12 protein-coding genes and 1 tRNA gene are annotated in these 13,711 nt (G+C 66.9%); 8 read left to right on the top strand and 5 right to left on the bottom strand.

Annotated features, from left to right (window positions below; all coding sequences use genetic code 11):
• Positions 1-255: 255 nt before the first annotated feature.
• Positions 256-792 carry a plastocyanin/azurin family copper-binding protein gene (locus MXA07_RS10340; RefSeq protein WP_247728524.1) on the top strand — a complete coding sequence of 179 codons (537 nt, stop codon included), beginning with the start codon at positions 256-258 and terminating at the stop codon, positions 790-792.
• A 639-nt stretch (positions 793-1,431) separates the two neighbouring features.
• Here the strand turns inward: MXA07_RS10340 and MXA07_RS10335 are convergent.
• The gene (locus MXA07_RS10335; protein WP_247728523.1) at positions 1,432-2,811 is read right to left on the bottom strand and encodes an NAD(P)/FAD-dependent oxidoreductase; all 1,380 of its coding nucleotides are present in this window, start codon (positions 2,809-2,811) and stop codon (positions 1,432-1,434) included.
• A 188-nt stretch (positions 2,812-2,999) separates the two neighbouring features.
• On the opposite strand from MXA07_RS10335, the gene MXA07_RS10330 reads away from it, so the two are divergent.
• From MXA07_RS10330 to MXA07_RS10315, 4 genes are all read left to right on the top strand, one after another.
• Entirely contained in the window at positions 3,000-3,788 is a 789-nt protein-coding gene (locus MXA07_RS10330; RefSeq protein WP_247728522.1) for an enoyl-CoA hydratase/isomerase family protein, read from the top strand.
• A 76-nt stretch (positions 3,789-3,864) separates the two neighbouring features.
• Complete coding sequence (locus MXA07_RS10325; RefSeq protein ID WP_247728521.1) at positions 3,865-4,833, top strand: D-2-hydroxyacid dehydrogenase; 969 nt, start codon at positions 3,865-3,867, stop codon at positions 4,831-4,833.
• An 85-nt stretch (positions 4,834-4,918) separates the two neighbouring features.
• Positions 4,919-5,422, top strand: a complete 504-nt coding sequence (locus MXA07_RS10320) for a hypothetical protein (RefSeq protein ID WP_247728520.1) — start codon at positions 4,919-4,921, stop codon at positions 5,420-5,422.
• A 151-nt stretch (positions 5,423-5,573) separates the two neighbouring features.
• The gene (locus MXA07_RS10315; RefSeq protein ID WP_247728519.1) at positions 5,574-6,776 is read left to right on the top strand and encodes a pyridoxal-phosphate-dependent aminotransferase family protein; all 1,203 of its coding nucleotides are present in this window, start codon (positions 5,574-5,576) and stop codon (positions 6,774-6,776) included.
• 95 nt (positions 6,777-6,871) lie between these two features.
• Here the strand turns inward: MXA07_RS10315 and MXA07_RS10310 are convergent, their stop codons facing one another.
• Positions 6,872-7,603 (bottom strand): fumarylacetoacetate hydrolase family protein, encoded by a 732-nt coding sequence (locus MXA07_RS10310; protein WP_247728518.1) that lies wholly within the window; start codon positions 7,601-7,603, stop codon positions 6,872-6,874.
• Between the two features lie 126 nt (positions 7,604-7,729).
• Between MXA07_RS10310 and MXA07_RS10305 the strand changes: the two genes are divergently transcribed.
• Positions 7,730-7,804: transfer RNA gene (locus MXA07_RS10305), tRNA-Glu, on the top strand.
• Between the two features lie 418 nt (positions 7,805-8,222).
• On the opposite strand, the gene MXA07_RS10300 is transcribed toward MXA07_RS10305, so the two are convergent.
• Positions 8,223-9,065: a rhodanese-like domain-containing protein gene (locus tag MXA07_RS10300; protein ID WP_247728517.1), complete on the bottom strand. Its 843-nt coding sequence runs from the start codon at positions 9,063-9,065 to the stop codon at positions 8,223-8,225.
• A gap of 115 nt (positions 9,066-9,180) precedes the next feature.
• Positions 9,181-10,053 carry a UbiA family prenyltransferase gene (locus tag MXA07_RS10295; RefSeq protein ID WP_247728516.1) on the bottom strand — a complete coding sequence of 291 codons (873 nt, stop codon included), beginning with the start codon at positions 10,051-10,053 and terminating at the stop codon, positions 9,181-9,183.
• Positions 10,054-10,254: 201 nt separating this feature from the next.
• Between MXA07_RS10295 and sucC the strand changes: the two genes are divergently transcribed.
• Together sucC and sucD are read left to right on the top strand one after the other, a co-directional pair.
• Positions 10,255-11,403, top strand: coding sequence for an ADP-forming succinate--CoA ligase subunit beta (sucC, locus tag MXA07_RS10290; protein WP_247728515.1), 1,149 nt, complete (start codon positions 10,255-10,257; stop codon positions 11,401-11,403).
• A complete protein-coding gene (gene sucD, locus MXA07_RS10285; protein WP_247728514.1) occupies positions 11,400-12,269 on the top strand; it encodes a succinate--CoA ligase subunit alpha in 870 nt (289 codons plus the stop codon). The genes sucC and sucD overlap by 4 nt, the downstream gene beginning before the upstream one ends.
• Before the next feature lie 65 nt (positions 12,270-12,334).
• On the opposite strand, the gene MXA07_RS10280 is transcribed toward sucD, so the two are convergent.
• Complete coding sequence (locus MXA07_RS10280; RefSeq protein ID WP_247728513.1) at positions 12,335-13,501, bottom strand: hypothetical protein; 1,167 nt, start codon at positions 13,499-13,501, stop codon at positions 12,335-12,337.
• Positions 13,502-13,711: the final 210 nt, after the last annotated feature.

The raw sequence follows: 13,711 nt of genomic DNA, 5'->3' as shown, positions 1-13,711 counted from the left end.
CGGATCGAGCGCCGGTATCGATCGACTGGACCCCTCGAACGGCCGTCGGTTCGGCCGGTAGGTGATCGAGTGATACTAAAAATTCGGCCATAGTTCGCTGAATTTCAACTTTCAACGTACAATCTCTCGACGAATGGCCTTTATTTACCCCTGCAAGGTAGGAACGGTGCCATGTCACCAGAGAATGATCCGACCCGCAGACGTACGCTCAAGCTAGCCGGTGCAACGAGCCTCGGTTTCCTGATCGCAGGCTGCATGGACGGAGGCGACAACGGCGACGGCGGCGGTCCCGGTGACGGCGAGACGGATGGTGCCGATGGAGAAACGGACGGTACGGACGGTGCGACGGATGGAACCGACGGAAACGAGACGGACGGTGGAACAGGAAACGAAACCGACGGCGGTGGCGGAAACGAGACGGACGGTGGAACAGGAAACGAGACGGACGGCGCCGCCGGTGGGGCCATGGAATCCGGCACATTCGTCGAATTCAGCGCCCAAACGTCCGCCTGGGTCGGAATATCGCCCGAGTCGATCGCCGACGAGGAGAACCCGACGATAACCCTGACGTCGGGAGAGTCCTACATGATCGGCTGGACGGAGGGCGACGGCGCGAACCACAACATCGAGATCTGGGATAGCAACGGCGAAGTCGTCGACGACCTCTCGACGCCGATCGTCTCGGAGCCCGGCGACGAACAGGTTCTCGAAATCGAGGCGAGCGACGAGATGGCCCAGTACGTCTGTCAACCCCACCAGACGACGATGGTCGGCGATATCGAGGTTCAGTGATATCGTAACACGGCCAGTCGTCCAGGCCGGGGATCGTTTTTGTAGCGGCTGCGCAGCGTCGACACTCGAGTTCTGACGACTAGTATAAATTTTTTGATGGAAAACCAGACTAGGGAAGGGGTCTCCGGCGGACCGGAAGAGAAAGCGAGCGAAAGCGGACGTCCGGACGCGTAGACTGATGACCGAGTGTCGTCGCACGATCACCGTTTTGAGACGCAGCGTCGACGCCCGCGGGTACTCGGAACTGTATTTCTCGGGAAGATGGTGTTGCCCGGAACACTAACGTCCAGCGTCATCGCAGGCTGCGTGCCGTCTCTGCTGGCTAACCCTCGTGCCGGGCGAGCGTGATTCCGTCAGGAATCACGTTGTGCGAGGCGGTGTAACCGTCGAGCGGGTGGTTCCGTTGGAACCACCGAATGCCGAGGCGGCGCGAGCCGCCGGGCGAGCGTGATTCCGTCAGGAATCACGGGTATTGAGGCGGCTTGCGCCGCCCAAATGTCGCGTACCCGGGTTCTCCGGCTCGTCATCGCACCCGTCCGGGTAAGCTCGGGCGGGGACGTGGGGTACGCACAGCGATGATTGGCGACGCGCCGGGAAAACACTTCCCGTCGGTGTCGTCGAACACCGACTGCCAGCCCCTCAGTAGACGTACTCGTCTTCGCGGAACTGGACGTAGCCGCCGTTACGGTACCGGAACTTCCGACGCTTGTACGCGAGTAGCAGTTTCGAAGCGCCGATACCGGCGGAGTACCCTCGGGCGAGGAGGCTACCGTTGCCGCCGTCGCTGCCGAGCATGCCGTTCGCGACGTCGAAGACGCGGTCCCAGTCGTCGGGTCGATAGTCCGCGACGATGTCCGCGAACGAGACGTTGCGACAGATCTCGTCGCCCACCGCGCGCTTCCACAGATCGTTGTAGGACTCGAGGCGGTCGACCGCGGCGAGGCGGCCCGCGATCTTGCCGGTCCGAACGGCGACGTGGTAGCCGCCCTCGTGGAACGCCGAGGTCGTCCCCATCGCACCGCCTGCGACGGCGATACCGGCCTCGACGGGCGAATCGATGGGCCGCGTCGAAGAGATTGGGTAGGTTTCGGTCCCCTTCGACTTGCCGCGATCTTCGACGCGGGGGAAGTCGGTCTCGACGTCGTACTCGTCCCCGTAGACCGCGTCGAGGAGGCGTTCGATGTACGTCGACCCGGACGGAATGCCGTCGTCGGTCGGGCGGAGCAACCGGTAGGTCTCCGGGTATTCGACGTCGTCGAGCGTCATCCCGATGGGCATGGTCAGGCCGACGCGCGCGACGGTCCCGTCGTTGGGGAACACCCAGGGGTAGGCGGTCTCGCCGGGCATCCAGCCCCACCAGAAGAGGAGTCGATCGTCGGGAAAGGCGTCCGCGGGGAACTCGCGGTACTCCTGGTACGCGATGTGATTCGCCGCGGGTGGCGAGAGGGCGTCGGCGACGCTCCGCCCCGGAGGCGTGAACTGATCGAGTGCGTCCAGCGTGATGCGTCGCTGCGGGCCGTCGGCGAGCACCACGCGGTCGGCCGCGAGTTCGTCGCCGTTCGAGAGCGCGAGGGTGTGGGTCGGGCCGGACGCCTGGAGATCCGTTTCGAGGGTCGAGACGCTGGTGCCGACGCGGATCTCGGCCCCGGCGTCGCGCGCTCGCTCGTAGAGCCAGTCGTCCATCCGCGCGCGGTGGAAGGTGAATCCGAAGCCGGGATAGGACGCCTCCATGCCGGTGGTGTCGAGTTCGACGCGCGTCGTCGGGCCGACGAAGTCCGTCCCGCCGAGTTCCTGCAGGATGACGTCGTCGGGAATGTCCCGGTAGTCCTCGTCCATGATGTCGACCCAGTAGTCGAGCATGCCGGCGGCGTCGGTCGAGTCGGGGCCCAACTCGGTCCGGTCCTCCCTGGGGACGCCCTGTTCGAGACAGACCGTCTCGGCGCCGTGAGCCGCGGCCTGTTCGGCGGCCGAGGCGCCGGCCGGGCCACCGCCGACGATCGCGACGTCTACGCGTTCCATATGCCGCCCCACTCAACGGCCCCTAATAAGCGGTCTGAAACGTCACGACCCGGATCACGACGCGCGGGCGCGGCGAGCGAGGAACGAGAACGCTCGGCGTCCCCCCGCGGGGAGTATCGTCCCGGCGCCGGATGTCGACGACACGCGGATCACCGCCGTTTTTATCGATCGACCGCCCACCGGTAGGTATGAGCGAGAGTGAACACGTCCGCGTCGAACGGATCGACGACGTGGGCCGCGTGGTCATGGATCGGCCCGACCGGCACAACGCGATGACCCCAGAGATGGCGGCGTCTATCGCCGCGGGACTGGACGAACACGCGACGGACGACGAGGTTCGGTGTATCGTCCTCACCGGTTCGGAACACGCGTACAACACGGGCGCCGATCTCGGCTCGCTCTCGGGCGATTCGAGCGACGAGTCGGCCATCGACGAGATCGCCGGCCCGCTACACGCCAGCGTCCGGACCATGACGACGGCGCCGAAACCCGTCGTCACCGGGATCAACGGCATCGTCGCGGGCGGCGGCCTCGGCCTCGCGCTCGCGTCTGACGTCGCGCTCATGGCCGACTCCGCCCGGATCGACTACGCCTATCCGCGGATCGGCCTCTCCGGCGACGGCGGGATCACCTGGCTGCTGCCGAAGCTGCTCGGCCTGCGACGGGCCCAATCGTTCGCGTTGCTCGGTGAGGCCTTCGACGCGCCCGAAGCGGTCGAGGCGGGGCTCGTGACGGAGGCGGTCCCCGACGCGGAGTTCGAGGATCGACTCGCCGAACTCGCGACCGAACTCGCCGAGGGACCGACGAGGGCGTACGCGACGATTCGCCGACTGCTCTTCGAGGGTGCCGACCGATCGCTCGACGACCACCTCCGGACCGAGCGCGACGAGCTGACCGGCCTGACCGAAACGGAAGACTACGCGCGCGGCATCGGCACGTTCTTCGACGACGAGGAGCCGGACTTCGTCGGCCGGTAGCCGCGGAGCGACCCGCGCTCGCCCGTCAGGTGCCTCGAAGCGATGCTATAAGGGATCGCGAACCCTGCCCACCGGTATGAGCGACGACATCGACGTCCTGCTGCTTCGACGCGGCGTTCACGGCATCCCCACCGACGAGTACGCGGCGGCCCTTCGCGAGCGCCTCCCCGACGTCCCGGTTCGGCTCGCCCGGACGCCGGCCGACGAACGATCGATGATCGAGTCTGCGACCGTCGTTTCCGGCCTCGACGTGGACGAACCGCTCCTCGATCGCGCAGGGGAGCTGAAGCTGTTCGCGGGCGTCTACGCCGGGACGGATCACCTCCCGCTCGACCGGCTGGCCGAGGCGGGCGTAACGGTGACGAACGCCTCGGGCGTCCACGGGCCGAACGTCTCCGAACACGCAATCGGGGCCGTGCTCTCGTTCGCGCTGCGATTCCGCGAGGGACGCGACCGCCAGGACCGCCGGGAGTGGCGCAGCTACAGGACGAACGAACTCTACGGGTCGACGGTCACCGTCGTGGGTATGGGCGACATCGGCACCGCGGTACTCGAACGCCTGGACGGCTTCGGCGTCGAGACCGTCGGCGTCCGCCACTCGCCGGAGAAGGGCGGCCCGGCCGACGAGGTCGTCGGCTACGATGCGTTCCAGGACGTCCTCGCCCGGACGGAGTACCTGATTCTGGCCTGTCCGCTCACGCCGGAGACGCGCGAGCTCGTCGACGAGGCGGCGTTCGAGACGCTCCCCTCGTCGGCCGTCCTGGTGAACGTCGCGCGCGGTCCGGTGGTCTCGACGGACGCGCTGGTCGCGGCGCTCAGGTCGCACCAGCTTCGGGGCGCCTCCCTCGACGTCACCGACCCGGAACCGCTCCCGGCCGACCACCCGCTCTGGACCTTCGAGAACGTCCAGATCACGCCGCACAACGCCGGCCACACGCCGGCGTACTACCAGCGGCTGGCCGACATCGTCGCGGCCAACGTCGAAGCGCTGCGCGACGGCGTGGACCCGGCTGCGCTCCGAAACGTGGTCGTAACGGGCGACTGACGACGAATCGGTCCGGAATCCGATCGTCTCGCCCGGGACTCCCGACACCGGTGCGTATTTGTCGCCGCGCTCGCAGAGCCCACGTATGGCCGAAGGGGAACCGTCGTCGGGATCGGAGCGGTCGACGCGCCACGTCGCACTGTTCGTGTTCGGCGTGATGGCGACGATTTTCGTCTTGCTCCCCGAAACTCGATCCGCGACGCTCGTGCTCCTCTGGTTGGCGGCGCCGCTCGTCGCCTTCGGATCCCTGGTGCAGGTGATCCGGGGGACGCACGAGCTTCGCAGCGGTCGCGGGCTCATCTTCGCGATGGCCTGCGCGGTACTCGCCGTCGGATCGCTTCCGCTGGGCGTCGCGATCGCCGCGTCGACGCTCGCCGACGTGCTCTGGTTCTTCGGGCTCACCACGGCGCTGGTCGCGGTCGGCATCGCCCGCCTCTCCGTCGTCGAAAGGGGACCGGGCACGGAGAGGGAGGTCCCGTCGCCCGAGGAGCTTGCGGCGGCCGCAACCGACGAGCCAGTGCTCGGCGTAGACCAAGGGGAGCTCGACGACACCGGCGGGGTACCCGCGCAGGACGACGAGGCGAACTGACTGGCGGGCGAACAGCCCATCGTCGTCCGACGGTCGAACGACGGATTGCGTGTCCGGGAACCGGGCGAGCCGATCGACGGGCGGTCAGACCGCGAGGGGCTTCGCTGCCGCATCGTGAAGGCTTTTCCCGGTTGCAACCGGATCCACGAGCATGACCCCCGACGCGGAGCGGACGGAGGCGCCGTCGACGACGGAGTTATCGCCGCCGAATAGGACCCTGATGGGGCCGGGGCCGAGCGACGTCCACCCACGGGTGTTGCGGGCGATGAGCACGCCCCTGGTCGGCCACCTCGATCCCGCGTTTATCGACCTCATGGACGAGGTCCAGGAGCTCCTGCGGTACACGTTCGGGACCGACAACCGCTGGACGATCCCGGTATCGGGCACCGGCTCGGCGGCGATGGAAGCGGCGATCGGGAACGTTGTCCGTCCCGGAGACACCGTGCTGGTGCCGACGAACGGCTACTTCGGCGGCCGAATGGCGGAGATGGCCCGGCGTGCCGGCGGCGCCGTGGAGACGGTCGACGCGCCGTGGGGCGAAGCACTGGATCCGGATACCGTCGCGGACGCGCTCGCCGAGCACGACCCGGACGTCTTCGGATTCGTCCACGCCGAGACGAGCACGGGCGTCCTCCAGCCGGAGGTCCCCGCGTTGACCGAGGCGGCCCACGACCACGACGCGCTCGTGATCGCCGACACCGTCACCTCGCTCGGCGGCGTCGAACTCCGGGTCGACGAGTGGGGGATCGACGTGGCGTACGCGGGCCCGCAGAAGTGTCTCTCCTGTCCGCCCGGTGCCAGCCCGTTGACGCTCTCCGACGAGGCGATGGATCGCGTGCTCGCGCGCGACGAGCCGCCGCGATCGTGGTACCTCGACCTGTCGCTCCTGGAGGGCTACTGGGGAGACGAGCGGTCGTACCACCACACGGCGCCGATTACGAACGTCTACGCGATCCGGGAGGCGCTGCGACTCGTCGCGGAGGAGGGGATCGAGGCGCGCTGGGAGCGCCACGAACGCCTCTCCGGGGCGCTCCAGGCCGGCGTCGAGGGGATGGGCCTCGAGATGAACGCCGCGCCGGCGGCCCGACTGCCGAGTTTGAACGCCGTGGTCGTGCCCGACGGCGTCGACGACGGGGAGATCTGCGATGCGGTCCTCGAACGGTACGATCTGGAGATCGCCGGCGGCCTGGGCGACCTCGCCGGCGACGTCTTCCGCATCGGGTGTATGGGATACTCCGCACGCCCCGAGAACGTCGTGCTCACCGTGACGGCGCTCGGCGACGCCCTCGAATCGGCCGGCGCGGACGTCGACGTGGAGGCGGGCCTCGAGGCCGTTCGAACGGCGCTTCGGTGAGAACGGCGACGGAACCGAGACGGCACCCAATCGCATTCGGCAACGAACCGAATCGGTTCGCGACCGAATGGAATCAGATCGCAGCGGGCCTCCGGTCAGGGCCACTCCACGGTGTGTTCGAGCGTCCCGACGCCCTCGACCTCGATCTCGACCCGGTCGCCGTCGGAGAGCGCCGTGACGCCTTCCGGCGTGCCGGTCGCGATCACGTCCCCCGCCTCGAGGGTGAGGTAGGACGTGATCTCCGCGATCAGCTCGGGAATCGAGAAGATGAGGTCCGCGAGCGAGCCGTCCTGGACGCGCTCGCCGTTGATCGACGAGCGAACGAAGGCGTCGTCGGGTACCTCGTCCGGCGTCGCAAGGACGGGCCCGATCGGCGCCGCGCCGTCGAAGGCCTTCCCGCGGACCCAATTCTGTTCCTGGCGCTGGTCGTCGCGGTTCGAAACGTCGTCGACGCACGTGTAGCCGGCCACGACGTCCATCGCGTCCGCCGCGTCGACGTTCCGACACTGGTCGGCGATGACGACGCCGAGCTCCGCTTCGACGTCGAGTCGCTCAGTCCCCGCAGGGGCGGTGATCGTATCGCCGTGGCCCGCGAGCGCGTTCGGCGGTTTCAAGAAGAGTAGCGGTCGGTCGGGGACGTCGTTGCCCATCTCGTCGGCGTGCTTGGCGTAGTTGCGACCGATGCAGACGATCTTGGTGGGTTCGCACGGGGGCAAGAAATCGACGTCGTGGGGATCGTACGTCTGCCCGCCAAAGTGAATCGCACCGTCCTCCAGTGTTCCTCGTCGGACCGCCCCGGCGTCGTCGCGAAATCTGACGAACTTCATACCGAATGGCGGTCGGGCACTCCTAAAATCGTTTGTATCGCGGCTATGCCAGCGGGTTACACGCGGGCTGCGGAACGGAACGCTTTTTACTAGCCCCCCGCAAGCCTGCGATGTCGAGCGATCGACGCTCCGTTGGTGTAGTCCGGCCAATCATTTCGGCCTTTCGAGCCGATGACCTGGGTTCAAATCCCAGACGGAGCATCCTGCGACGAACGAAGGTGAGGAGCGGATGTGACCCTGGATTTGAGCCCTGCCAGCCGCAGCGCGAACGAAGTGAGCGACCGTCTGGCTTCGGTTCAAATCCCAGACGGAGCATCCTGCGACGAACGAAGGTGAGGAGCGGATGTGACCCTGGATTTGAGCCCTGCCAGTCGCAGCGCGAACGAGGTGAGCGACCGTCTGGCTTCGGTTTAAATCCCAGACGGAGCACTGCAGCGACCGAGTTTTACGAGGGAGCGAAGCGCGCACGGAGGGGATTTGAAGTAGAGAAGTCGAACGCTCGCGAGCAGAGCGAGTGAGCAGGAGATGTCTTCGCGTTATTCAAATCCTGGCCGGAGCATGATGCTGCGAGCAACACGCGGGCAGCGACTCGATCTGGTCTCGATGATGCCTCGAGCGGCTACAGTTCGATGGGCGACGCGGAGAGTTCGCCGAGGGTCCGTTCGAGCGTTCGGTCGGGAAGTTCGAGGGTGACGACGGTGTCGTCGTCGACGGCGACGAATTCGAAGGAGAGTTTGAAGGAGCCGTCGGCACCGATCTCTGAGACGTACTGTTGGCCCGACTCTGCGTCGACGAGCCAGACCTGCTCGCCGGCGAAGTCGTCGTCCGTCCGGCCGCGGATGGTGTAGGACCGGACCGCCTGCTGGGTCGAGCCCTCGACGGTCGGATAGCCCTCGTCCGTCCAGCCGCCGAATCCCTCGTCGATCGCGTAGACGTCAGTGTACCCCGCGTCGTACAGTTCCGCGGCGCGGGCCGACGAGAGGTGGTGCGGGCAGCCACAGTACGTCACGATGCGCGCGTCGAGCGGGATGTCGTCGGTCGGATGGTCGAAGTTCGGGCGACCGGCGGGGCTCAACCTGGCCCCCTCGATGTGACTGTTTTCGTAGGCGACCTCGCTCCTGGCGTCGAGGAAGTACGTTCCGTCCGCTTCGTACCAGTCGTGGGCCGTCTCGACGGGGACCAGCGGAATCTCGTGTCCGTCGACGGTGATCGTCTCGTACTCGCCCTCGGCCGATCCGTCGTCGGAGTCGTCCGTCGAGCCAGTTTCGTCCGTCGAATCGGACGACTCGGCGCCGTCCGAGGGCGACTCGACATCGTCGGTGTCGTCGTCCGCTCCATCAGTGGCGGGCGCTGTGGCTCCGGGATCCGACGATTCCGTGTCGTCGGATTCGTCACCGAGACAGCCCGCGAGGACGGTGCTACTGCCGACGACGGAGAGCGCCAGGAATCGGCGGCGGTTCATACCACCTACGTATATATTCAATGCTATAATAATTGCGAAAAAATTGTCCGCAGGGTCGTCGGAAGGCGTCGGCAATCGAGTGGAGATCGGGGCAAGCGTGGAGCGCCGAGTCTCGTTACAGGAACCCGCCCGCCTCGAGCGCGACGACGATCGCCGCGAGAAAGACGTGTTCGCCGTCGACGACGAAGCCGTAGAACAGCGGCGTTGCGTCTGGATCCGCGAGGAGCGAGTATGCGAGTACGTAGCCGCTGAGCGCGAGGAGGACGAGGTATCGCGGTCCCACGAGCCCGATCGCGACGACGAGGACGAGGGCGAGCCCCACGCAGATCGTGGCCGCGGCACAGCCCAGTCGCGTCCACCGCGTTCCGACGACGCGGGGGATCGTCCTGATCCCCTCGCGGCGGTCGCCGACGATGTCCTTCAGGTCGAAGATCACCGCCGCGATGGTCAACATGGCCAGGACGTAGCCGGTGAGGACGAGGATTTCTGTGGTCCTCGCGACCCCGTAGTAGACGCCGACACCCAGCGGAATGCCGGCCCAGGCGAGGCCGACGAGCAGGTTTTTGACCAGCAGGAGGCGTTTCAGACCCACGATCGAGTAGAGGCTGATGACGACCAGCGGCGCCAGGAGGAGTTCGACACGGGGAATGTCCCGATAGATGCCGACGGCGACGACGAGCAAGTATCCGAGGAGGCCCACCAGGACGGTCGCGCGACCGTACTGTTTCGTAAACGTCGCCCGCCCGGGGACGTTGAACTCGTCCTCGTCGATGTCGGTGAATCGATTGAGGCTGTAGACGAAGAGCGTGACGGCGAAGACGATACAGAGCGGAAGCGGATCGACCGGCAGGTCCGCCAGGACGATCGTCGTCACAACCCAGCTGGTCGCCGCGAGCGAGATGAAGACGTTGCTGTGGACGAGCGCGAGTGCGACCTTCGTCCCCGCACCGGGGGGAGCCACCTCGGACCAGGCTCGCGACTCGCTCATCGTCTCAGCGGTGGGTAGTCGATCCACCCGTTTCAAGGTGTGGAACCGCTCGAACGAAGTGGTTGGTACGAGTGGGCGACCGACGTCACGAAACCGGCGAGTCTCTCCCATACCGGCACGGAAGACGCGCTATCGCGCCCGTCGGCGCGCGGGCTTTCGACAGTACTAACTCGCGGATGGGCGAACCACCGGTGAGTACAAATGAAGCTCCACGAGTATCAGGCGAAGCAGGTGTTCGCCGATGCGGGGATTCCGACGCCGGACTCGCAGCTGGCCTCGGACGTCGACGGCGTGGTCGCGGCCGCCGACGAGATCGGCTACCCGGTGGCGATCAAGGCGCAGGTACAGGTCGGTGGCCGCGGCAAGGCCGGCGGCATCGAACTCGTCGAGACCGACGAGCAGGCTCGCGAGGCGGCCGAACGCATCCTCGGAATGGATCTCAAGGGCATCCGCGTCGAGCGGGTGCTCGTCGAGGAAGCGGTCGACTTCGCGAACGAGCTCTACGTCGGGGTCACGATGGATCGCGGCGAGGGCAAGCCCGTCGCGATGGTCTCGACGAAGGGCGGCGTCAACATCGAGGAGGTCGCCGCGGAGGATCCCGACGCGATCGCCCGCGAACACGTCGACCCATCCTTCGGGATGCACCCTTACCAGGCCCGGAAGGCCGTCTTCGACGCCGGCGTCGACCGCGCCGTCGCGACCGACGTCGCCTCCGTGCTCTCGACGCTGTACGACCTCTGGGACGCGAAGGACGGCGCGGACGCCGAGATCAACCCGCTGATGGTGACCGCCGACGACGAGGTCGTCGCCGCCGACGCGGTCATGAACATCGACGAGGACGCCCTCTTTCGCCAGCCCGAGATCGTGGAGATGGGCGAAGAGGCGGCCAGCGGGGACGATCTCGAAGCCAAAGCCGAAGCGTACGGCTTCGACTACGTCCGCCTCGACGGCAACGTCGGCATCATCGGCAACGGCGCCGGCCTCGTGATGACGACGCTCGACCTGGTCGATTACTACGGCGGCTCGCCGGCGAACTTCCTCGACGTCGGCGGGGGCGCGAAGGCCGAGCGGATCGCCAACGCGCTGGACATGGTGTTCTCCGACGACAACGTCGACAGCGTCGTCTTCAACATCTTCGGCGGCATCACCCGCGGCGACGAGGTCGCGAAGGGGATCAACGAGGCGCTCGAGCAGTTCGACGAGATACCGAAGCCGGTCGTCGTCCGCCTCGCGGGGACCAACTGGGAGGAAGGCATGGACATACTCAACGAGGAACTCGTGACGGTCGAACAGACGCTCGAAGACGCCGTCCAGCGCTCGGTCGAGTACGCCGAGGAGGTGGAGGCATGAGCGTCCTCGTCGACGACGACACGCGCGTCGTGGTCCAGGGCATCACCGGCGGCGAGGGGAAGTTCCACGCCGGGCAGATGATCGAGTACGGCACCAACGTGGTCGCCGGCGCCGTCCCCGGCAAGGGCGGCCAGGAGGTCCACGGCGTGCCGGTCTACGACACGGTCGACGAGGCCGTTCGCGCCGAGGACGCCGACGCCTCGGTCATCTTCGTCCCGCCCGCGTTCGCGGGCGACGCCATCTTCGAGGCGCTCGATACGGAACTCGACCTGGCGGTCGCGATCACCGAAGGCATCCCGACCCAGGACATGGCTCGCGTGAACAAGCGCCTCTCCGAGACCGACACCCGACTCATCGGCCCCAACTGTCCCGGCATCATCACGCCCGGCGAGGCCAAGCTCGGCATCCTCCCCGGCAACATCTTCGCCGAGGGTGACGTCGGCCTCGTCTCGCGATCGGGGACGCTCACCTACCAGGTCGTGGACAACCTGACGAGCCGCGGCATCGGCCAGACGACCGCCATCGGGATCGGCGGCGACCCGATCATCGGCACGGACTTCGTCGACGCGCTCTCGGCGTTCGAGGACGATCCCGAGACGGAGGCGATCGTCATGTGCGGCGAGATCGGCGGCGAGGACGAGGAGGAAGCCGCCCGCTACATCGCAGAACACGTCGACACGCCGGTCGTGGGCTTCATCGCCGGCCGCACGGCGCCCCCGGGCAAGCGGATGGGCCACGCCGGCGCCATCGTCTCCGGCTCCGGAACCGGCACCGCAGAGAGCAAGATCGACGCGCTCACCAATGCAGGCGTCACCGTCGGTAACACGCCCGAGGAAGTCGCCGACGCGGTCGAAGCACTCTTCTGATCGGCCCGTCGGCGATCTCGGATCGGTCGCGAACTGTTTTTGATCTCCACGCCGGCCCGAATCCCCTATCCGAGATCGTTCGAGTTCCGAAATCGACCGAGAAGTTGACGAAGACCCGCCATCCGGCCCGTCGAGTCCGGCTCCTGCTGCCGGTGGCGGTCGAACGAGACGACCGTCGTCCGAACCTCGCTCGCGTCCGGTTCGTCGGGTGCGTTCGACTCCGTCGAGTCGGCCGCCGACGTTCCGCCGGTCGGATCGGGGGACCCGTCCGACCGTGAACGTGATCCCCGGCGTCGATCGCGCGTCGACGAGTGCACGCCGCTGCTGGTCGACACGCCGTCGCGTTCAGGCGGATCGCTCCGCGTCGGAACGCGTCCGCTTCCGGGCGCGGAGACGGAATCGAACTCGTCGGTGACGACCGACCGGGGGAGCGACGCTGTCGAATCGGTCGTGTCGGACGCCTGCTTCGAACGAGTTGCAGCCGACGTGGACTCGGTGCGGACGCCGGAGACGTCCGGTTCGTTCGCCTCGAGCCAGTTCGCACTCGTTTCCGCCGGCCGGTCTCCCGCGCCGATCGATCCGTCGGCGTCAGCCCCGGTCGAACCGTCACCGGAAGCGGTCGCGGCCACAGTCGTCGAAAGCGAGGCCACGGTCGATTCGACGTGATCGTTCTCGAGTCGGTCGGCCGAGGGCTGCCCCGAGAGCCCGGTCCAGCTCGCCTCGTCGCTCTCGGTCGTCGACTCCGACGTCGCTCCGTCATCGACGGAATCGTTCGCCGCGTCACCAGTCGGGTCGGTACGGGATTCACTATGCGCGGGCATCGACTCCCCGGGATCGATCCAGAGAAACTCGCCGTCTGGTTCACGATCGGGAATGATGTTGGCTTCGAAAGCCGCTTCGTCGAACAGGTCGGTCGACGCCTCGGTCTCCATCGGGGGGTCGTTCGCGCGATCGATCAACTCGTTCGGGTTCGTCTCGTCGAGGACGGCGTCGGCATCGACCGTCCCCGCAGCCGCCTTGAGGTCAGCGAACATCTCCGCGGCCGTTCGGTCCTCGACGGCGTCGGTCGATGCGATCGACCGACTCTCCATCCCCGGCGGAATGGACGGTGCTGAATCGCTCGAATCGTGGTCGGTCCGGCCCTCGGTTTCGTTCTCGGACCCGGAGCTACCGTTCGGAACTGCCGCCGCGACCGCGTTGTCCCCTGCCTCCCCGTCCATTCCTCTTCGCATCTTATTTCACAAGCATTTTATTAAATCTTTCCGGTCTCAGTGTATTAGAGCGGGAATCACGATGGGGAACGGCGGCACCGGGCGACCGGCCCGAAACGGAACCAGTTGAGGGCCGGTCCCGTCGGGTTCCACCATCGTCGGGCTCACTGCCGAGATCGTAACTCGGAGTCGGCGGGCGGAACCCTTTTCCGGTGGTTCTCGGCCGATCGG

It is taken from the genome of Halovivax limisalsi (assembly GCF_023093535.1).
GTDB lineage: Archaea > Halobacteriota > Halobacteria > Halobacteriales > Natrialbaceae > Halovivax > Halovivax limisalsi.
The sequence above is the reverse complement of the archived record's forward strand: the minus strand, read 5'-3'. Positions and strand labels throughout refer to the sequence as shown.